This window comes from Streptomyces sp. NPDC107765 (assembly GCF_055657085.1).
Map to the genome: position 1 here is coordinate 44,678 of NZ_JBVKBL010000028.1, position 21,352 is coordinate 66,029.

General features: G+C 68.2%; 13 protein-coding genes and 1 pseudogene. 4 read left to right on the forward strand and 10 right to left on the reverse strand.

The genetic code is table 11. The features are described 5' to 3' along the window. The first annotated feature begins 23 nt into the window (after positions 1 to 23). Positions 24 to 872: an SDR family oxidoreductase gene (locus ACZ7MX_RS38950; RefSeq protein WP_472139367.1), complete on the forward strand. Its 849-nt coding sequence runs from the start codon at positions 24 to 26 to the stop codon at positions 870 to 872. Positions 873 to 1,129: 257 nt separating this feature from the next. Next, positions 1,130 to 1,309: a hypothetical protein gene (locus tag ACZ7MX_RS38955; protein ID WP_472139369.1), complete on the forward strand. Its 180-nt coding sequence runs from the start codon at positions 1,130 to 1,132 to the stop codon at positions 1,307 to 1,309. Positions 1,310 to 1,470: 161 nt separating this feature from the next. Here the strand turns inward: ACZ7MX_RS38955 and ACZ7MX_RS38960 are convergent, their stop codons facing one another. Both ACZ7MX_RS38960 and ACZ7MX_RS38965 read right to left on the reverse strand, forming a co-directional pair. Further along, positions 1,471 to 1,830 (reverse strand): nuclear transport factor 2-like protein, encoded by a 360-nt coding sequence (locus tag ACZ7MX_RS38960; protein WP_472139371.1) that lies wholly within the window; start codon positions 1,828 to 1,830, stop codon positions 1,471 to 1,473. Between the two features lie 25 nt (positions 1,831 to 1,855). Further along, complete coding sequence (locus ACZ7MX_RS38965) at positions 1,856 to 2,638, reverse strand: SDR family oxidoreductase (protein WP_472139373.1); 783 nt, start codon at positions 2,636 to 2,638, stop codon at positions 1,856 to 1,858. Between the two features lie 160 nt (positions 2,639 to 2,798). Here ACZ7MX_RS38965 and ACZ7MX_RS38970 point away from each other — a divergent pair, with 160 nt between their 5' ends. Beyond that, positions 2,799 to 3,254: a winged helix-turn-helix transcriptional regulator gene (locus tag ACZ7MX_RS38970; RefSeq protein ID WP_472139375.1), complete on the forward strand. Its 456-nt coding sequence runs from the start codon at positions 2,799 to 2,801 to the stop codon at positions 3,252 to 3,254. A 101-nt stretch (positions 3,255 to 3,355) separates the two neighbouring features. Continuing rightward, positions 3,356 to 3,484, forward strand: coding sequence for a hypothetical protein (locus tag ACZ7MX_RS38975; RefSeq protein ID WP_472139377.1), 129 nt, complete (start codon positions 3,356 to 3,358; stop codon positions 3,482 to 3,484). A gap of 366 nt (positions 3,485 to 3,850) precedes the next feature. On the opposite strand, the pseudogene ACZ7MX_RS38980 reads toward ACZ7MX_RS38975, so the two are convergent. The 8 genes and pseudogenes from ACZ7MX_RS38980 to ACZ7MX_RS39015 all read right to left on the reverse strand — a co-directional run bounded on the left by ACZ7MX_RS38980 (position 3,851) and on the right by ACZ7MX_RS39015 (position 19,645). Further along, positions 3,851 to 4,947: pseudogene (locus tag ACZ7MX_RS38980) on the reverse strand (IS110 family RNA-guided transposase). A gap of 499 nt (positions 4,948 to 5,446) precedes the next feature. Beyond that, on the reverse strand, positions 5,447 to 6,286 hold the full coding sequence (locus tag ACZ7MX_RS38985; RefSeq protein ID WP_472139379.1) for a hypothetical protein: 840 nt from the start codon (positions 6,284 to 6,286) through the stop codon (positions 5,447 to 5,449). Between the two features lie 4 nt (positions 6,287 to 6,290). Then, positions 6,291 to 6,821 carry a hypothetical protein gene (locus ACZ7MX_RS38990; RefSeq protein WP_472139381.1) on the reverse strand — a complete coding sequence of 177 codons (531 nt, stop codon included), beginning with the start codon at positions 6,819 to 6,821 and terminating at the stop codon, positions 6,291 to 6,293. Positions 6,822 to 6,865: 44 nt separating this feature from the next. Then, the gene (locus ACZ7MX_RS38995) at positions 6,866 to 8,179 is read right to left on the reverse strand and encodes a hypothetical protein (RefSeq protein ID WP_472139383.1); all 1,314 of its coding nucleotides are present in this window, start codon (positions 8,177 to 8,179) and stop codon (positions 6,866 to 6,868) included. Next, positions 8,176 to 9,615, reverse strand: a complete 1,440-nt coding sequence (locus ACZ7MX_RS39000) for a polymer-forming cytoskeletal protein (protein ID WP_472139385.1) — start codon at positions 9,613 to 9,615, stop codon at positions 8,176 to 8,178. The genes ACZ7MX_RS38995 and ACZ7MX_RS39000 overlap by 4 nt, the downstream gene beginning before the upstream one ends. Beyond that, positions 9,612 to 13,262 carry a hypothetical protein gene (locus ACZ7MX_RS39005; RefSeq protein WP_472139387.1) on the reverse strand — a complete coding sequence of 1,217 codons (3,651 nt, stop codon included), beginning with the start codon at positions 13,260 to 13,262 and terminating at the stop codon, positions 9,612 to 9,614. The genes ACZ7MX_RS39000 and ACZ7MX_RS39005 overlap by 4 nt, the downstream gene beginning before the upstream one ends. Further along, positions 13,255 to 15,684, reverse strand: a complete 2,430-nt coding sequence (locus ACZ7MX_RS39010; protein WP_472139389.1) for a hypothetical protein — start codon at positions 15,682 to 15,684, stop codon at positions 13,255 to 13,257. Before ACZ7MX_RS39010 ends, ACZ7MX_RS39005 begins: the two co-directional genes overlap by 8 nt. Beyond that, positions 15,671 to 19,645, reverse strand: a complete 3,975-nt coding sequence (locus ACZ7MX_RS39015; protein ID WP_472139391.1) for a DUF6603 domain-containing protein — start codon at positions 19,643 to 19,645, stop codon at positions 15,671 to 15,673. Before ACZ7MX_RS39015 ends, ACZ7MX_RS39010 begins: the two co-directional genes overlap by 14 nt. Between the last annotated feature and the right edge of the window lie 1,707 nt (positions 19,646 to 21,352).

Consider the following 21,352-nt stretch of genomic DNA (forward strand, 5'->3'; position numbering starts at 1 on the left):
CACATCACAGAGGAGAAACACGCATGATCCTGGTTACTGGCGCCACCGGCAATGTCGGCAGCGAACTCGTCGCCCGGCTAGCCGCCGAAGGCGTACCCGTGCGGGCCATGACCCGTTCGCCCCAGAAGGCGAACTTCCCCGCCGGCGTCGAGGTCGTCGCCGGCGACTTCGACAAGCCGGACACCCTGCCCGCCGCCCTCGCCGGCATCGAGCGCGTCTTCGTCGTCCCGCCGGGCTACGGCCCCGAGGGCCCCGTTCAGGAGACCACACTCGTCGCCGCCGCCCACAAGGCCGGTGTCGAGCATCTGGTCAAGCTCTCCACCAGCGGCGTCGGCTTCGGCGCCACCGACCCGCTCACTTCCGGCCACCGAGCCGGCGAGCAGGTCATCAAAGAGTCCGGCCTGGCGTGGACCATCCTGCGTCCCGGCACCTTCATGGTCTACCTCTACGGCTATGCCGACACCATCAGCAAGGAGCGGACCATGTACGTCACCGAAGGTGACCCGGTCTCCGCCATGATCCACCCGCGCGACATCGCGTCCGTCGCCGCCAACGTCCTCACCACCTCCGACCACGAAGGCCATGCCTACACCCTGACCGGCAGCGAGGCTCTCAGCCCACAGCGGCAGAGCGAGATCATCGGTGAGGCCCTCGGCCAGGAGGTCAAGGTCGTCGAACGCACCACTGCCGAAGCCCAGGCGGAGTTCGACCGCCTCGGCTGGGGCGGCTCGCGCCTTGAGGCCCTGCTTGAGCTCAAGCGCCAATCGGCCGCCTGGGACTGGCAGATCTCCGACTCCGTCGAGAAGATCACTGGCACAACGCCGCTGACCCTGCGCACCTGGGTCGACGAGAACATCCATATTTTCGGCTGAGCCGACCGCGTACGGCAGGGCAAAGATGCAGTCGGGGCCGGCGTGCCGGCCCCACGCCGCACCCGCAGCACGGCACAACCTGCGCAGGCTGCGCTGCGCTCCTGACAAACTCCACCTGCCGGGGTCGCCGGGGTCACGAGGTGCGTGTCCCCGGCGAGGCGGAGCCGCTCCGGGGTGCCCGCGGAGCCGACGGGGCGTGATGCGGCAAGAAAACACCGGGCCGCAAACGCGGCCCGGCCGTCGACGTGCTGGGCCTGATGATCACGATCGTGATCAGCAAGGTGACGGGCCCTGTCCGGCCCGATGCCCACCGAGGCGAGCAACTGCGGGAAATGGCAATTCACGTGCCGGGCCAGATGGTCTTCCGGTTCACGGATCTGCCCGGTCAGCTGGTTTGGTGGGGATATTTGAATCTCCTCACCCTGCACCGAGGATGACCTCGGAGTTACTCACCTTGATTCCTCAGGCGTGCACGTGCTGATCCCAAACTGGAGGGCTGGCACAGTGGTTGAGTGGCTGGGCACAACGGCCTGGAACGACGGTCCGGGGCGAGCGGGGCTTCTCGCAGGTGGCGGCAGAGTGTGGCGTGGGTGGGGACTCAGGGCTCGATGACGAGGCGTTCGATGAGGCCGTCGCGGAGTGTGAACTGGTAGCGCAGATCGATGGTCCCGCCGGGGAAGTTGCCCTCGAGGTGGTGGGTGGCGATGTAGCGGGTTGCGTCGGTCTGCTGGGCGCCGGTGAGGTGGATGGTGTAGTTGAATTCGGTGGCGGATCGGTCGAGCCATTCCCCGATCGCCTCGGTGCCCTCGTAGGTGTTGCCGTCGTCGATCACTGTGGCTGCGCAGGTGAACGCCGTGATGGCGGTTGCGGTGTCGTGGGCGCGGTGCGCTTTCAGGTAGCGGGTGATCACCTCGGGCAGGGCGTCCGGGGTGCTGGTTCGGGGCGGGTTGTCGTGCATGACGCTCCCTGGGGTGGTGGCAGGTTCAGACGGTGGGGGTGGTGCCGCCGTCGATGACGTGTTCGGCACCGACGATGGCCGAGGCGCGGTCGGAGACGAGGAAGGCGACGAGCTCGGCGACTTCCTCAGGCCGGTTGGGACGGCCCAGCGGGATGCCGCCCAGGGAGTCCATGAGCCGGCCCAGCGCCGCTTCCTGGGTGATGTCTGCGTCGTGGGCGATCCGGGCGACAAGGTTGTCGGCGGCCGAGGTCTGCACGAAGCCGGGCGAGACGGTGTTGACGCGGACGCCGTGCGGGGCGACCTCGTTGGCCAGGCCCTTGCTGTAGGTGGTCAGGGCGGCCTTGGCGGCGGCGTAGGCCAGGGTTCCGTTCCACAGCGGCATGCGGCGCTGGATCGAGGTGACGTGCACGATCACGCCCTTGCCCGTGGCGATCATGTGCGGCAGGAGTGCGCGGTCCAGGCGGACAGCGGCCAGCAGGTTCGTGTTCAGCTCCCTGGCCCAGTCGTCCTCGCCGAGCGCTGCGAACCCTCCAGCCGGCGACTCGGACCCGCCGAGGGTGTTGACCAGGATGTCGACGCCTCCCACGCGGGCGTCCACCTCGGCGGCGACGTGGGCTGCGCCCTGGGCGGTGGACAGGTCGGCGGTGATGAACGCATTCTCCTCGACGTCGTCAGGGCGGCTGCGGGCGGTGACCAGTACGTTTGCGCCGGCCTGGGCGAGACGTCGGGCGATGGCGGCTCCGGTGCCCTTGGTGCCGCCGGTGACCAGAGCGCATCGGCCTTCGAGGGATTCGCTGAGGGAGGTCACGGTGTGCTCCGTTCCCGGGTGCGGACACAGAAGGCACCGCTCCCGTTCATTACTGCTAAAATAGCACCCACTAACTTCGACTTTAGCAGTAACTGAGGGGGTGGCCGCCGTGGCAAGCCGAATCAGGCTGTCGGACCGAGAGTGCCCGCTGTCTACGACGGTGGAACACGTAGGCGAGTGGTGGACGCTGCTGATCCTCCACGACGCCTTTGACGGCTACACCCGCTTCGACCAGTTCCAGGAGAGCCTGGGCATCTCCTCCAGCATGCTCACCACCCGGCTGAAAACCCTCGTCGCGGACGGGCTACTGGAACGCCGGCCCTACCAGTCCAACCCCGTGCGCCACGAGTACGTCCTCACCGAACTCGGGCACTCCCTACGACCGGTGATCGTCGCCCTGGCCGCATGGGGCAACTCCCGCCTCACATCGGCCGAACGCAGCATGATCCTCATCGACGCGCACAGCGGCGAGGAAGTCGAGCCCGTCGTCGTCGACGCCAAGACCGGCCGCCGACTCGACGACAGCGCCACCTACATCTTCACCGCAGGCCCCGCGGCCAGCGACGCCATGCGCCACCGCTACGCGACACGACCGGCCACCCCCGCGGAGGCGTAAGGCTGGTCCGGACATGCACCGAAAAACGGCCTTGAGCAGGGCCGGGACGCACAGGTCGTACCTGATCGACCAGGCAACACCGGCTCGCCGCAGCATCACGCATGCCAGTCATCCCGAGCCGTGCCCACCCCCTGACCCACATCAGCAGTTCGCGATATCCCGCCGCGGTGGCGGGGAAGCTCCCGGTCCCGATCACCTCCCCCAGCGAGGAGACCACCGCGGCGGCATGAACATCCCGGTAGGTGTCCACACCGAGGACGACCTCCCCACCCGGCGGACGCCGGCCGGTGCGTGGGGTGCTTGAACATTCGCCTCCCGACCACATGGCGCTTCCAAGTGGCCGACAAGTTGCCCATGAGTTTACGGGCGATCTCGATCAACTGGCGGGTACACAAGCCAAGTTCCCCTGACCGTCCGATGCCGAACGCTCACGGCCCCTCACTCCAGGTCCGGTCTTGATGCAACAGTCGTGGTCGAACGGCAGAGCCGGAGCACAGCAAGACCGTGCCGAACACCTCACCAGGCCGTCCCCGAACGCAGGAACCCGCCGGCAAGCCGACGGGGGTTCCTCACAGCCCCTATAACGGGGGCCAGGGCTATACGGGCCTGACCAGGTGGAAGACCTCCCGGGCGGCGTAGCGTTTGAGGCATCGGACGATTTCGCGTCGGGTCTTCCCCTCCTTGATGCGGCGTTCGCAGTAGACCTGGGTGCGGGGGTCGAAGCGCAGACGGGTCTGCACGATCCGGTGGAGGGCGGCGTTGGCTTGCCGGTCGCCTCCGCGGTTGAGGCGACGGTACTGCCGACTGCCTGAGGAGCGTTCTACGGGGCTGACCCCACAAAGCGCGGCGAAGGATGCTTCGCTGCTCAGACGTTCCGGGTTGTCCCCCACCGTGATCAGCAAAGTGGCGGCCGTGTCCGGACCGATACCCACCACTGCGAGCAGCTGCGGGGCGTGGCGTTCCGCGAGGCGGGCCAGGCGATCTTCCAAGTCCCGGATCTGGTCGGTGAGCTGCCCGATCCGGTGAGCCAGCAGGCTCAGGGTGATCCGAGTGGCGTGCAGCACCGGGGCTTCACCGTCCTCGTCCTTCTGGCGCACGTCGGCGAGCCGTGCGCAGGTGCGGAGGAGTTCCGCATTGTTCAGCCCGGCCATTTCTTCCGCAGGTTGGGGTCGGCAGTAAGGAGGACGGCCTTGAGCTGGTTGATGGCCTGAGTGCGGGCTTTGACGGCCGATCCCTTGGCCAGTTTGTATAGCCGGGCGATCTGCACGGGTCCGTCGCCTGACTTGGCCCTGGCGCGGGCTCGCCCGCTCAGCACCGCCCGGGCCGCGTTCCCGGCATCGAGCGGATCTGTCTTGCCGCGCCGACGGCGATCTGCCCGGTCCATCCGGTTCACGTCGAACACGTCCACGCCCTGGGACAGCAGATAGCGGGACAGAGCCGCTCCGAAGGAGCCGGTCCCTTCAATCCCGGCCCGCCTCACCACGCCCAGGCCCCTCGCCCACTTCAGCAGGTCGCGGTATCCAGCCGCGGTGGCCGGGAACTCGCCAGTAGCGAGCACTGCCCCTACCAAGGAGAGCACCGCAGCCACATGAGCATCCCGGTGCGTGTCCACTCCCAGCACCACCTCCCCCGTGGGGCGGCGACGGCGCCTACGCGGGGCGGGCGACGTACTGGACGTGCTCGTTGGGGACATGCTCGTTCCCTTCCGGTCCGATGGCATCGCGCCGCCGGCACCGGGTCGCGTGGGGCGGTCAGAATCGTGATGACGCCTCATGGATCGGCAGGCCCCGATCGTGACACACCCCACCAGCCCGGTACCGACAACGCACCCTCCCCGGCCAACGGCCGACACTGTGAGAAAAGGACATCGCGGTCAGAGATCTCATGAGTCAGACTCCGGGCCGGGGAAAGCACCCACCCAGCCTCCCGCTCCTCACGACATGTGGACCCCCGTTGTTCAAACTCGACCGTCAGTCGGGACCATTCGACAGCTGGCGCCCACTGACGACAGCGAGTGGACCGAACAAGGAGCCCCACAGCATTGTCATTGTCGAGACCATGCCCGGGCGCTGAAGTGGTCGTCGAGTGGCAGCGCCTTGCCGCCGCCGTGGACCTGGCCGATGCCGACCCGGACAGCGGTGGCCCTGCCCGCCGGCATGAGCGGCCGGTGTGGCCCTGGCCTGGGCCCTGGGCTACGAGCCGGTTGAGAACCGAATCAAGTAGTAGAGGGCGTCGGATGCGGTGCTGCTCAGCGGGTCGCCTTGGTGGACCGGCAGTGCCGCCAGTGCTGTGCCAGGGCCGTAATCGCGGGCGGCGGCGCTGATGCCCGAGATGGTGGCGGTGAACTGGACTTCGGAGGGAAAGGCGTCGGGATCGGATGTGGTGACGAGGAAACCATCGCCCGGAGCGGGGTTGTAGGGGTCGATCTCGGTACCGCTGCGGATGTCCTTGTCGAAGATCTCGACGGCGCTGCCCCGAATGCTGAGCGACTCGTCGCTCTGGAGGGTGCCCTTCACGGTGAGTTCGCCATCCGTGCTCAGCCGCGACGTGCTGTCAACGCCGGTGGCGGTGGCACTGACGGTCAGGACCTTGGTCTCCACGGGTCCTGAAGCCACCACCGCGGTGGCGGAGCAGGTACCGGTGAGGTCGGTCTCGCCATCGACGGTCAGGGGGCCGTTGATCGTGAGTGGGGCCGTGATGGTGAGGGCGGGGCCGCTGACGAGTTCGCCGACTTCGATGCCGGGCAGTACGGGCCGGTCGACGGTGACCGTGAGCGAGTCGTAGCGCATCATCCCGCTGGCGGCGCTCTTCAGGGTGAACACGCAGTCGCGGGTGAGCGGTTGGGTGATGTACGGAAAGGTGACGCGCCTGCCCGATGGTTCGTCCTCGGTGTACAGAGTGTGTTCCCCGGCCGGTCCGCTCCACTGGAGGACGATCGTGTCGCCCGGACGAACCAGGGTTGCCGGGGTGGGGTGGGGCGGGTCTCCAGGGAGGTTGAGATGAGCGGTGAAGTTGGCAGCCGTCGATGCCATGGGGTCAGACCTCCTCGGCAAGGCCCGCGGTGGCGAGTCCGAGCCCTCGCTTGATGATCTCGAAGGTGTGGGTGCGTCCTGACGGTGGCTCGTCGGGGGTGGTGGCAGCGGATTCGACGAGCTCGACGACTGCGGTGCCCGGCTCACGGCTGATCCGGAGCCCCTTGAGTTCGATGGCCAGGCTCGGCGTCACCGTCTGCCGCGGCGCATGTTCGGAGGGGGTGAACCTGGCTGTGCCGTCCTGCGGTACGGCGATCAGCACGTCTTCCTGCAACGCCGCGACCGACCACGTGGCGGGTGTGGCGAGAGGGGTGATCCCGCTACCGGATACCAGGAGTTGCCGGGCCCCGGCGCCGACGGGCAGTCGGATCGTGAGAAGCGGGCAGTACACGGGCTCGGTCTGGTGGTTGGTCACGTTGATCCGCAAGTCGCACAAGGAGAGTTCGCCGTCCGGAGGACTCGCGTACACCTGCTCCGGGACCGTTACACAGGTGTAGGTGAGCAGCGTCTGTTCGTCTGCCGGGCTGGAATTCATGGCTGCCCTTCGCGATGGAGGCTGGGAGAAGTCCGTGCACGCGGTTACACGCCGAATGCGAACCAGTAGAACTCGACTTGACGGGGTTCAGGAGTGCCTTCAACGGCCCAGGTGACCTGGCTGCCGGCGCGGACGGGGACCGTGAGATTGCCCAGTCCACTGACGGTGGTGGTCTGGAATTCGCCGACTTTCAAAGTCAGTTCGCCGCTCCCCCCATAGGCGCTGGCCACCACCACCCCGTCCGTGGTCATGGTCCGCGTGCCTCCGTTGGCGGACAGCTCCTCCACGGCTTTGAGGATGCGTACGGTCCCGGTCGCGGTGAGTCCCTGCCTGCTGGTGACCCTGGACGCGGTGAGATCCGTCGCGAGGTTTATCTGTGTGGCGTTCACGGTTCCCGAGAAGCGCAGACGGTCGGCTTCGACCGACGGCGTGCAGAGTGTGGCCTGCGTCTTCAGCTCTCCGGTGACCAGGGCGCTCGGCGCGGTGAGCGACTCCGTGATCGTGAGCTGTCCGTCGATGTGCATGGGGGTGGACGGGCCAGGCGTACCCACCTCACCGGGCACCGTGATCTTCTCGTAGGAGGGCACGTCGACTGCCACGGTCACCGAGTCGTACCGGTTCGTGGTCTCGCCTTCGGCCTGGGAGACGGTCTGGAGGGTGAATGTCGTGTCCCGGAGAAGTGGGCCGCACACCAGGCTGCCCGCACCGTCCGCGAGCTCGGTTCCCGTGTCACTGTCCTGCCAGTGCAGGATGCGGGCCAGGCCGGGCGCGGGTTTCCAGGCGATGGTGACCTTGCTGCCGCGAGCGACCCGGACCAGCGGCAGGGCCGCCTCGGTGTGTTGCTCCGGGAAGACCGCGAGGTTGGTACCCGTGACCGCGCCGCCGCGGACCCCGACCGGGAACTTGGGCAGCCTGAGGGTGACGGGCCGCGACTCCGGTTGCTGGTCTTCAGTGGCAGTTACCTCGGTGACCTCGGGGTAGGACACGCCCACGGTGCTGTTGACGGCCATGGGGAAGAAGTCGAACCGAAGCGACTTGTCCGTGATGACCGTGGAGCCTCCGGACGGGGTGAAAGTAAAGCGTACGAACCTGTTGGTCCGGATCGGGTCCTCCGCCTCCCAGCCTTCCGGCACCGATGTCACATTCACGTTCTGGGAGCTTGCGGCCAGGTCCCGGGCGCGTTGGCCAACAGGGAAGGTGACGGTGATGCCGGTACACCGCACGGGGCTAAAGCCTCCGTTGGTGACCAGCAGGGTGACCTCCGCTTCGGTGGGACCTGAAGGGTCGGATTCCAGCGGATCGGGATCGGTGTAGAAGCGATGGGTGAGCAGGGGTGTGGCAGCGGCCTCGGTGGTCATGTCTGCCTTTCTCCAGGGCGGTGCGCATCGGGGTGGACGCTGTTCGCCGGTCCCCCGAACGGCATCCACACCACCAGGGTGGTGGGGCCGCCCGGCACGAGCCCGCTGAGTGTGAGTGTCTCGCCACGCAGCATGGGCATGAAGACGGCTTGGCTGGGTCGCCTACTGCTGGCGTGAGCGCGCATCGGCCGCTGGTCGCCGTTCACGTGCAGGGAGAAGTTCGAAGTGATGTTCCCGCCGATGTAGAACGCATGGGCCACGCACAGGCCGTCGGATTCGGCGGTCAGGGAATCGCCTGCTAAGCCCAGGCGGCGCGTGCCGCCGAGCATTTTGACGGTCTTCTTCGCGGTGAGGTTCCTGGTGGTGACGTGCTGCACTTCGACGTCGCCGGGTACCTCGATGGAGCCGTCCACCTGGAGCGGGCCGTCGACGGTCGCGCCGGCTTCCGCGGTCAGGGTGTCCGTCACGGTGACGGCGGTGGACGCGTGGAACGCGCCGGATGCTTCGAGTCCTTGTTGTGCGACGAGCGTTCCCGCCACGGTCACCGGTACGGCGAGGGTGAGCGTGCGGTTGTGCCCGCTCAGGGGACCCGTGAGGGTGAGCCCCGCCAGGGTGGGCGAATCGACCTGCACCGTTACCGTGTCGTAGGTCGTGTCGCCGGTTTCCTGGTCGCGGGTGCGGAGGGTGAAGGTGGTCGTGCGTTGGAGCGGTTCGGTGTCGAAGCGGCTGAGGTCGGAGACGTCGATTCCGGGCGCCGAGTAGTCCGCGGACAGGTACTGCCCGAACAGGTGGCGTTCGACGCCCTGCCGGTATTGCCAGCGGAGGGTGACGGTGGACCCGGCTTTGACGAGGGTGGCGGGGGCGGTGTCGGCGCCGCTGCCCGAGTAGCGGTGCACGGAGAACCGGTTGGGGGATCCGGATTCGAGCTCCGGGCGGTAGGGCACCTTCGCGACGTCCAGGGGCACCGGTTGCCTGGTGGTGTTCTGTTGCAGCGGTTCGTTGTCCTCGAACACCTTGATGCGTGCATTGCCGTGTTCGCGGTTGATGCCAAGGCCACGCAGCCCGACCGTCAGGCCGTCCTCGTCGAAGATGAATCCGTCGTCCTTGGCGGTCAACAGGCAACGGACCGCGGTGTCGGTGGTCTCCAGCGACCAGCTCCAGAAGTCGTCCAACAGGGCGATGCTGATGCCGTCGGCGGACTCCACCAGGGACTGGGCGGTCGTCCCCATCGGCAGTTCGATCACCAGGCCCCGGCACAGCACGTCCTCGCCGGGGGCCGCCGAAATGACGATGTCCAGGTCGGCACGGTTCAGTGGTGCGGTGGCGTGGCTGGCTTGCAGGGGAAAGGGGGCGGAGGTCAGGGCGTGGTCGAGGGCTCCCCGGCCCAGGGCGTAGGCCGGTGGTGGAAGTTCTTCGCCGGTGATGCCGGTCGTCATGCGTGGTCCTCCTCGGGCTCGGCCGGGTGCAGTTGGAGCCAGCCGGTCCGCAACTGCGGGCTTGGCAGGGGAAAGTGCGGTTCGGGAGTGCTCGGGCGGGTCGGTAGTCCCTGCCATGTGCCGGCCGGGGACTTCTGCTGCCAGCTCCAGGTGCCGTGGCGGTCGGAGGGGCGTGGCAGGACCGGGCTCTCGTTGCCCGGTACGGGGAGCAGGGGCATCGGCCCGAACCGGAAGGCTGCGGCCAATGCCTCCAACGGCTCCTCGAACGCCCGGCCAGGCAGCCGAAGGTGGGCGGTCGGCAGGATTCCGGTGGTGGCGTGGACCGCTCCGTACGGGTCGACGAGGAGCGTCAGCCGTGCCGAGCTGGCGGTGTCGTGGTCGCGCGGTGCACGCACCGGCAGTGCCAGTCCGTACCCGGCGGCGATCGGCCGCAGGTAGCCGTCCGGATCGTCCAGGTCGCTGAGGTCTTTGTCGGCCAGAACGGTGTGCAGGGTGCCGTAGTCCCGTTCCAGGAAGTGGCCGAGCAGCCCGTCGTCCAGGTCGTCGCACTCACCGAGCCGCACTGGCCAGCGATAGCCGAGCAGCGCCGGGGGCACGGGGTCCAGCAGGTTCCGCCAGGACGGGTCGTACCGTGCGGGGCCGTCCAGGTCGATCCTGGCGCAGGCCCGTACCAGGGCCAGCGGGCGGCCGAGCAGGCGTCCGAGGGTGGTCCCGGGGGTCTGGTCGCCGTTCGGTGCAATCGTCGTCAGGGTGCGGTCGAGGGCGCGCAGCAGGGTGACCAGGGTGCGGGGGTCGCGCTCCAGCAGGGTGGCGACCAGGTCGTGCAGGTGCCGGTGGTCCTCGGCCAGGTCCTCGTGCTGTTCGTAGGGAGAACCGGGAAGCGGCAGCCAGGCCAGCCGGGTGACGCCGTCAATGGTCACCGCCGTGTCGACGGCGCCGAGCGCCGCTCCGTCCGAGCCGTAGCACAGCAGGGTGCGGTCCAGGTGGTTGGGGATCAGCCAGCCGCACAGGGCCGCGCCTGCGTGATCCCCCTCGGCGGGGGTGTCATCGTCGGTTGCCGAAACGGGATGGAGCCGGGTGCGTGCGGGCTGCGGCAGCCGCGGCTTGACCTCCACGAAGCGGCCGGCGTCCTGGGTGACCACGGTGATCGGGTGGCCGTTCTCGTCCAGGCCCGGGCACAACTCGTCGGCGATCCAAGGGCGGAAGGCGTGCGCGGGTGTGCCGTTGCCGATGGAGTCCCGCAGCTGGATCTCGTCGGGCACGACCACCGGCAGGGCTCGGCCGAACCGGTCGACGATGCTCAGCCGGTGGAAGGCGAACTGTCCGGAGCGGATCTCCTGGAACCGGGACGTCGGCCACAAGACGAAAGGGTGGGGCAATGATCCCAGGTCGGGAGGCCGGATGAGGGCGGCCTGCTCCGCCACGGCGGCGCTGCGTACCCGCGAAGAACCATCCGTCTCCAGCGCGTTGTTGACCGAACGAGCGGAGAGCTGGTCCTGGAAACCATCGAGCGTCTGGGCGATGAGGTCGCCTTCACCGGCCAGCGCCGCCAGTGCCAGCAGCTGCTCCCGGTACGGTCCCGAGCGGTCCTCCGCGTACTGGCGCAGCCTCCCCTCCTGCTGCTGGGAGGGTGTCGGAGTGAGGAACTGGCGGCCGCGCAGCGTGATCGCTTCGCCGACACCACGCCGGCGGGGCCAGCGATAGCCGTGGCCGTCGAAGACCCAGTTGGCGTTCTCCGGGGACTGGGCCGAGTCGGGCTCCGCAAAGGCGATCGGGTAGTAGTCCACCTCCCATTGGAAGAACAGTGGCGACCATGGCTGTGACCACGGGGCGGTGCCGTGCGCGGGCGCCACTCCGCGTGCCTGTCGCTGCGGCGCTGCCATGGCCGCGCGCAGGTCCTCCACCCGTTCTTGCGGCACTCCTGTGGCGGCGGCCAGGTCGGCCGCCCCGGCCGGGTCCAGATGGAAGAACTCTGCGAGGAGCGTGCGGAGTTCCTCCGGGCGGTGCGGCAGGTTCGGCGGGAGGGGGACGGCGGAGGCAGGCGCGGCGGACAGGTGGGTACGCTCGGCGTCCAGATACACCCCGGTGACCAGCTCGGCGGGGCGTCGGCAGCGCAGGGCTTCGTCGGCCTTGGACCGGATCTGTTGGTCCGCCTTGGTCCCGCGCAAGAGCACCACGGGTTCGTTGGGCCGGTGGTAGTCGGGCAGCGGGGCCCGCTTGAGCACGAAGCCCGGTGCGGCGTCGCCGAGATATTCCTGGATATCCGCGGCCAGCTTGTCGGGCGTCATCCCCCAGGGGATGAGGGCGCGGGCCTGTTGCAGGGCTTCTTCGCAGGCGGTGGCTTCCTGCTCGGCGGCGGTGAGCTGCTGGTTCAGCTGTTCCCGGTAGGCGTCGGGATCCTGCTGGTTCCCTCCGGGCAGCAGCATCGGTGTTTCCGGCATGCCCTGCGCCCACCACAGGTCATAGAGCCTGCGCCGGGCCGTTGCGAGATCCTGGGCCGCTGCGTCGTGAACAGCCTGGGCGCTGTTGAGGCGGTCGAGCAGGCTGGTGAGGGACCGGCGGGCTGCCCGTCGTTCGCGCCGGGAGGCTCGAGGGGCGTGCGGGTCCTCCTCCAGGTGCCAGGTGTAGCCGGCGGGGGCGGGGGTGAACCAGGCGGCGAAAGCCTGTCTGGCCTGCGCGAAGGGGCTTTCCGCTTCGTCCAGCATGCCGTGCTGGAGCGCCCCGAGGAGCGCCGCGGCGCTCCAGGGACCTCGCGCGTCGTCACCCGGCTCGGTTTCCTGTGGAAGAGCGCCGGTGGCGTGTGCGGTGGTGTTGCCGACCGCGGCGTTCACGATGTCCGGGCGCGGCGAGGACGGCATCGGCCCGGTGCGCTGCCAGGTCAGGCCCAGCACCGTGCCGTGGCACAACAGGCGGGTCGCAGGGCCGTCCTGGTCTTTGGCGACCGTCCAGTCGTGCGTGGTCAGGAGGGTCTTCAGCTGTTCGGTGGTCAGTCCCGTCACGGGGTCGGCGCTGGTGTCGCTGTACCAGCCGGCGACGAAGTAGGAGACGGTGTGCTCCCGGTCGTCGTCGAGGCCGTCCATCGTGTCGTGGAGGGAGAACACGTCGGTGTTGTAGGGCTGGTAGGCCGCGAAGGTGGCCAGGCCGGGGCCGATGGCGGTCAGGAACAGCTCGCCGTCCGGCGTTCCGGGTTCGCTCCATGGTTCGTCCGCCAGGGCGATCCGGCGGCCGATGCGGGTGATCTGCCCGTCGCGGGTGACGTAGGGGCTGGTGCCGGTGGCGGGGTCGAGGTGATCGCTTTCCACGATCCAGGCGGTCCGCTCACGGATGCCCGCGGAGGGGCCGTGGGTGCGCACCACCAGCCAGCGGTTGGGTACCAGCGGGAAGGTGATGTCGGCCTCGGGGTTCTCCTGGCAGCCATGGGTGAGTGCTTGCGGAAGCTGCCACTGGAGGTAGACGCCGCTGCGTTCGGGCCGTACGGCGAACTCGGTGTCGATGCCCGCGAACGGCGGCGGCTCCGGTGAGAGCCGGTGGCGCAGCAGAGCGTAGTTGGGCTGCCAGCGCTGGAAGTTCTCACCGATCCGTACCTGGTCGTTGACCACGAGTGCGTCCACCTGGACAGGGACCAGCAGGGCTGTGGGCTCATTCATGGCCGGCTCCCGGTGGAGGCGTGGGGGCGAGGGGTGGGGTGACGATCATTTGCCGGTAGGGAGCGTTGAGGAGCTGGAGCCCGAAGGGGGCGGGTGCCAGTGGTCCGTCGGACAGCTCACCTGCCTCGCGGAGCCGGGTGGCGAGTGCGCCGATCAGCGCGTCGGGATCCGCCGGGCGCAGATCGAGCACACGCCGCTCGCGCTGCCCCTCCGCGTTGGGTCGCAGGTACGCCAGGAGGCCGTCCTGGCCCGGTTCCTGTGGGAAGTACATGCCCTCGAGCGTCTTCCCCGGATCGTCGCTGCCGCCCAGGCTGCGCAGGTTGAGGACGGGCGTTCCGTCGTCCGGGTGCGGGTCGGCGCCGAACGAGAGCCCTTCGGGCGGCTCGGACAGCTCCACCGCGTCAGGCACCTTGTCGAAGAGAACGAGGAGGACGTCGCCCGCCAGCAGTTCCCGGCGCAGCAAGCCGACGGCCTCTTGCCCCTGCCACGCCTGGATGCTGAGCTCCGGGCATTCCCGGGTGAGCGCGGACCGGATCAGCATGCCCGCACATGGGCCCAGGTCGTCGGCCGCGGGGATCTGGCTCCGCCAGGGGCCGGCGACCGCAGCGAGGGCCCGGTCCGCCTCACCGGACGCGCCGACGCTCTCGGCCCCGGCCTGCAAAGCGGTGAGCCAGCCGGGATCGACGTGGAAGAACCGCAGCGACTCGGGGGGCAGCATCGTCTCGGACGGTACGAGGTAGGCGAACGGTACACCGTGCAGCAGGCGCAGCCTCGCGAACCAGTCGGCGAGCGGCTTCTCCCCGTCCTCGGCGAGTTCCTCGCGCAGGGCGGCGCGCAGCGCGGTGAGCCGTTGGGCGTGGGGGCCGGAAGCGGTGCCGGGAGGAGCCAGTGCTTCGGCAAGCACACGGTGCAGGGGCGCCTGGCGTGGCGGAGCACCGGTCTGTGTCAGGTCGGCGGTAGCGCTTCCGGCCGATCGAGGCCGTTCCGGCCCTGTCCTGACCTCGCTCAGCTCGTGGATGAGCCGCTCAAGGGTCCCGTCCTCGACGCGCTCCCGCAGGGCCCGCGCACGCGGTCGCGGCCCCAGGTAGGCCGCTGCGTCGGATTCCGGTGGTGCCGCGGCCAGGCGTTGGGCCAGTTGCGCCGCCCGGAATCGCGCCCGGTCACGCCAGTTGCCCAGCCTGGCGGCGAAGTCGTCGTCGGCGAGTGCCAGGGCGCGGCCCACCGTCCAGGCCACTGCCCAACCTGTGTCGAACACCGCCCAGTCCGGGTCGTACGCCAGCAGCCCGCCGGCCCTCGTCCAGCCGCCCTCGGGCATCGAGGTCAGCTGGCGGGAAGGGGCCGCGGTGAAGGGGCCCCGGTACCAGGCGTACGTCTCCTCTCCCGAGTCGACCTGGTACGGCAACGGCACCCATCCCTGTGCGAGGCGGTCGGTGGCCCGCTGCCGTGCCTCGTCGTCCGGCCCGGTATCGACTCCCCCGGAAGGACCCGGCACGGGGATCCGCAGCAGCAGGTCGCGTGTGGCCCATTCCGCCCCGTCTTCGAACAGCAGGTCATGCACCCGCTGGACAAACCCGGCCCCGCCCTCGCCCTCCGGCAGCGCGTCGAAGCACCAGTGATGCAGTGACACCAGCCGTACGTCCTGCTCGTGCGGGCCGGCGGACGCCGCGTACGCGAGTGCCTCGCCGCAGCCCTCCAGCGACACCAGATGCGCGACGTGCCGACCACCCGCTGGATCCGGCAGCCGCCCGGCGACCACCACCGAGAAGTCGCCCTTGGCCAGTTCCTCGCCGAGCGAGTCGGAGGCGGCGTCGCGTACGGAGCGTACGTGCGCGAGGTGGCGCAACTCGTCCTCACGCGGGCAGACGGCGGCGAAGACGGCACCGGGTACTCGGAGCACCCGGCACTCCGTCGCCGCACCCTCGGCGACTTGGGACCGCGGGATCGCCGGCCTGATCTCCCCGAAGGCCGGTTCAGCAGGCCACAGCAGATCACTGATGGCCATGGTGTCGGTGATTCCTGCCGCGTTCGGATCGTCCGGGAGTTCACCGGTGGCGAAGACGAGCAACGCGAGCCACGGCGGGCGAGGTTCGATGGGCCCGGTGTCCAGCTCGCCAGGGTCGATGGTGCGCTGCCAGGGCAGGATGCGCGCGGCCAGCGTGACGTGCGCCAGGACGCGGCCGTGGCAGCCTTCCGTCTCCGGTGCTGGATTGACCGCGTGCACGACGCCGGGAGCGAGCCGGAACTGCGGCGCCCGCACCTCGAAGATACGTGCTACTCCTGGTAGTTGGTCCTCTTCCGGGATGCAGGAGATGGTCTGCGCGGCCTCGATCCGGAACTGGCCGGCCGGCACACTCGGCACGTAGTCGTCCGTCAGGTGCACTTCGAAGCGGGACGTGCGGGGCTGCGTCTCACCGCGTGACATCGGCGTCCCTCCCTTGCGGGTCATGCGCGCCGGAAACCACAAGCAGCGGATCGGCTGTGAGCCCGTCTTCGCGCACATGACTGGCGAAAGCAGCCAGCGACCCGTCGGGCAGGCACCCGTGCCGCTCCGAGGCCAGCAGTTCCGTCAGCGCTTGGTGCAGCCGCCCTCGCTCGCCGCTCTGAATGGCGATGGTGTCCGCGACCCGCTTCACGCCGGCGCCGGGCGCGGGCGCGGGCTGCGTCCGGTCGCCGGCGGGCGGGGCGGCGGGGTCGACTGGGCTCTCGGCATCCGGCATGGGCTGCTCGTACCTGAGCGAGCTGTCGGCAATCGGCTCCAACAGGTCGCCGGTGGACTTCGGCGAGGGCACGGTGATCTTCACTCCGGTACGCCCCCCGACCAACCGCTCGTCGGCATCGAGCAGTTCCTCGTTCGATGCCCCGGGTGGCCCCCACAGCGCGGAGGAGGCACTGCCCAAGAGCACGGTCTCCTTCCAGGAGCCGTCGTCGTCCAACGGCTCCCACCGGGCAGTGGCTCCCTTCGCAGCAGTGTTGCGGGCCACCCGCACGGCCAAGGGGCTGTCCAGCCCGGTGAGCTGCATCGGCCGGATGTTGAGCTTCGCTCCGGTGCCCAGGTCACGGCCCTGGAAGGTGACCTGAGAGGCAGGCACCGTGGTCTCCGCGATGAAGGAGAACCCGTCGGCGTCGACCAGCCACCGCCGGTCCGGATCTTCACCGGAGAGCTCTTGCTGGTCGTCCGGGAGCAAACCGTGCGCGGCCGAGATCCGCAGAATCTCCCCGGGCGGCGGCAGCAGTTCGGTGAATTCGTTCCACTTCAACTTCTCCGGGGTGGTGGTGCGGTCCCGCCCAAAGCCGATCGTGACCGTGACGAACACCAGCTTCGCGGTGACCGTTCCCCCGGTGGGCGGCCCCCACAGATCCAGCTCCGCCCCCAGCTCTCCCTTGAGGGTGACGAACAGCAGGTTGAGCGACGCACCGACGGTCACCCCGATGCCCACCCGGAAGTACAACGGCTTCCAGCTGATCAGGATCTGGGCCCACGCGGTCAGCCATGCGCTGACCGGTCCCGCGGAGTAGCGAACGTCCAGAGTGCCGCCCGCCATCACCGCCGACGGGGTAAGTGCGAAGAACGCGGTGCCGGTGATGCTGACCCCGCCCGGCGTCCAGGAAAAGCCGAGCCGGGGCACCCGGGGATAATGCGCGGGCGCTGCATACAAGGGGTGGTAGCCGCCCACCGTCAGCGCGAAGTCCCCCGCATGCGTACTGGGCGAGAACCACATGGTGTACGCGAATCCGCCGGTGAGTACGCAATCGGAGTCGATCACATAGGAGTCGTACAACTGCGCCGACGCGCTGAAGTCCCCGTATGCCGACCGGTACACCAACCGCAGCTGCAGCTGCACCTGCGCCAGCGCCCGTCCTGTGGGCGGGAAGGCGCCGCGCGCCGTGCCCAACAGCCCGAGCGTGAGCCCGTCCCCGACCTCAAGGAACAGGAGCAATCGCCCGTGGACCAATTCGAAGGAGGAGAAGTCCAGGCCGGCCGCGAGCCAGATGCCACCCTCGCGCGGAACCACCCACTGACCGTTCGTCAGCTCGCCGAGCACCACCATCGGGTCGTCGGACAGCCCCCCTTCCAGCCCGGACACCAGCGGGAAGTCCGCCACCCTGTCGGCGGCCGGGAGCCGGACCGAGCTGTTGAAACCGAACCCGGCGGCCACGCCCCGCAGCCGGAACGGCGCCGGCCCGCCGAGCGCCAAGGTCCCGCGGCCGAACACGAACAGCGACGTCATACCGCCCGAGCGCTGATACGCCCCTACGGCAGTCACCCCTACCGTCGGCATCTGCACGACGAGCGCGCCGCCCACCATCAAGTCGGGGGGCGGGAGCTGCCGGTTGACCAGTGCGCCCCCGATGCGCAGCGGCGGCCGTTCGAACTCGACGCCGAGGCCGGCCAGGCGGGGCCGAACGGGGAATCCCTCGCCACCGAGGTCCACCCCCAGGCCGAGACCATCCACAGACATGGTGAGCCCGGACGCGGTCAGCGCCCCGTCGACCATGAGCCAGACGGCACCTTGCTCATAGGTGACCCCGATCCGGCGCACATGCAGCGGCCCGATGGAGAGCCCGACGTCCACCCAGGCGCCGGGGCGGGTGGTGACGGGCACTCGTCCGGGTTCGGGCACGGCGTCTGTGCGCGCGGTGCGTTGGCCGCCGGGCAGCTGTTGCCCATCGGGGAGCTGGGGCAGCAGGTGCCCGTCGTCCCCGGTGCCGGCAGGTAGGGTGGGCGGCCGGGGGCCGGCCGACTTGCCCAGGGACACGGTGAGGGTGTTGGGCGGCATGCCGGGGACGGCACACTCGACGCACAGGAGCCCACCACGCGGGAGGCCCCCGCCCGGAGCCACGGCCGGGAAGGCCGGCAGATCCGCGGCGCTGACCATGGTGTTGAGCGTGTCCAGCAAGGGCTTCTCGACCGCGGCCGAGGCGAACACTCCGCGCAGGGAGGTGAGTCGTAGATCGGCCTCCTTCGGCAATGCCCCGGCCAGCAACGGAACGTCTCCCAGCCCTGCGTCCACGGCTGCCTTGACCTGTACGCACCAGATCAGACCGGTGGTGGCCCGCACCGGGGCGAACACCACGGTCAACGCCCCGACCGTAACGGCGAGCAAGGGCCCGGTCCGGGAGTCGTATGCGAGCGTCACTTCCCGCAACTCGGGCTGCAGCGCTGACGGAAGATCCTCCAGCAGCTCCCCGGCATCCGGCCATCCAAGAGCAGCACCGAGGTCGGCGAGCGACAGCCCCTTGTCGTCGGCCTTCCACGTACCGCGCACGGACCATGCGTTCTGAGAACCGGTGGCCCGCGCGAAGGCGCCTTCGAACCACATGCGGGTCTCCTCCTCGTCGATGACGAGGGTGAGTCCCGCCTGCGCCGACATGGTGAACTCGCTCTTCGGCTGGCCACCGACGGTCGATGTCTGACGGCGGAGGGAGATCAGAAGGTCCGTGGCGAGGTCACCGAACTTCGTTTCCGCAGCGATGGTGAAATTCCAGTCCTCAATGCCCGGGCCGGTAAGCCTCTCCAGCGTGAGGTTGCGCAGGACGAGTTCGCGTAACCCCTCCGGAATCTCTGAACCCACTCCCCACTGCGCGTCGATCCACTCGATGAGTTCACCGATCGCGATGTCGGTCGCACTGCCGCGGAGCCGACGGTGATTGTCTTCCTCGTACCAGACATCGAGTTCGATCGCCTTGCCGGCGATCTCCACGCGCTCATCGGTCCAGTCGGACGAGTACCGGCCAAGTCCTTCCACCGGCTTGAGCTCCGGGACACCCTGGATCCCCCACCGATTCGGGTTCTTTTTACCCCTTTCCCAGTCAACCCGTCTGAGCGGCCAGATTTTATCGCCCTTTCCGTCCTTTATAAGCTTGATGTATTTATCAATAAACTCCCTCCCTTCCGATCTCAATTCGGGATTCTGGAGATATCTTTCCAAGTTGCTGAACGCGCTCCTTCGAATCTTGAGTTTCTCGTCCCCGATAATCGGCGCACAATCCCTCTCGAAGCCCCCCTTCGGGTCTTTGTAGCGATGCTCACTATTGGGGCCGATGAATAGATTCCCCGGCAGCCAGGCGAAGAATCTAAGTACCCTATAGAAGCCCTCGGGGCGAGACTTGGGGGGATCGGGCGGGTCCGCCACACGGTGAGCATACTCCGACGCGATGAATTTATTGGCGAAATCCCTGAAAGAGCAGATATTGCCTTCGAGGCCCTGATATTCACCGCAAACATCCAAAACGACTTGGACTAGATCCTGAAGTCTTTCTTTGAGCCCCTCGGGGGACGGTGATGTTTTATTGTACTCATTCTCAACAACCCTGTTCCAGAAATTGAGAAGGTGAGCGTAAGGGATGACGTGATGGCGCGAAAGCGGGATCCCGCCTTCCATTACTTGCTCTAGGTTTTCCGGATTCCGCCTGAGCAGTGCTTCCGCATATGGATGCGAGACGTTATCCTTCCTGTCCTTTGGCCTAGTAGGGGAAAGGAGGTTCGCTTCTACCTTTTCCGGCATGGCATCCCTTTCAACGGCAACCGTCGAAGCGTGCACGCAGGCGCCTATGCCCGGCAAGTATGCCCCTGAACTAGGCGTCACCTTTCAGACATCGGCGAACATGAAACAATCACACCAGAAACAACAGAACGTTCTCTCAGCCCAACGATTCCGCGAGGACCGAGCAATCACCGACCCGAGCCGTTGGGCATGCCGGTAGTAGCCGGGAACCCGGAACTCCCCGTACCGGACGGTCGGAACCACCTCAGCCGCGGCCGTCCGCCCCTTGCCCGCGTACCCAAGGCAGAACACGGGTGCGTCCCCTCCGCCCCCGCAATCATCAGGGCCGGTTCAAGGAACAGGGCGAGCGCGACCTCGGCCCAGCCTCAACCGCCTGACCGGTTCGGGTCGCTGACCGGCGGCATCGCGCCCAAATTTTCGCTGTCATGTTCTACGAGGAAAAGACTGTCCACCGAGGACGTCGGCAACATCACGCGAGCGGTCTTCGAAGTCGCTGTGCCCGCAGTCCAGGCGCCACCCGCAACGCTTGGGGTTCCGGCAGTGAAGCGCAAAGGGATGCCCCATCCACTGGCCCGAGTGGTTACGGACAGCTCCATCTGCACCTCCGTCTATGGAAGTTGCACCCAAAACAATGAGCCTGAGAAGACGCCCGCAGGCCCCTGACTTCTGCGCATCCATGCCCCGGACAGTCCCTGTGGCCGGCGGCATGCCCAGGGGCACAGAGATCTGCAGTGCCCGAATCCAGACCCCCTTGATGGTCGAAGTAGATCCCCGGTTTTCGGCAACCCGCGATCTACCGCTGAGTATCGCGCCGCGCGGCTATTCCCATCAGGGCGGTTCAGTGAACAAACCAGAATTTCGCCATGCTCCGTGCGGCACACCCTGCGGGCTCTGTCGACGAGGCCGAGGGGCTCCTGACGGTCTATGCCGATGCCACCTCTGCGCTCGCCCACACACCGGCCACCAAGGGTCCCCTCGACGTTGCGGAACCTAGCTCGGTACGGACGCACGCTTACACCACTTCGCGAGACGCGCCCTCTCCCACACAAGCGGTCCTTCCAGGACAGGGTCAAGCAGGCATCGAGGGCGACCCAGTTCCGGGCAAGACCGTGCAGAGCGCCCTCGCCGGAATCCGAGCCGCGCGTATCGAGCACATCGACTCCGTGACGTAGGCCCTCACGCGCAGAACCCCGCCGGAGCAGTCCGGCGGGGTTCCTCTCGTCTCACGCGGTATCACAGACGTCTCACCAACAGCGTTGACGCCCCTGGACCACATGGCCCTGCCCTGTGCCTACGCCCCTGGCCTGGACCCCCTGGACCACACGAGACGCGATCTACAACCTGTGCCAGGTGGTCCCACCACGGACGACCACTTCCTGCAGACGGCCCCTCGAACCGGACGAAGAAAGCCATCCGCCAATGGATAACTGACGAGCCGTCCGGACCACGTGCGGACCAACGCCCTGCCAACCCTCAGTCGCACACCTGGCTAGTAGGGCTTTGTTAGGTGGTGTCGTAGGGCTGCCAGGGGGTGGGTTGGTGGCAGGTGGGGCACGTGCCTGTCCAGGTGGCCAGGAGGTGTTG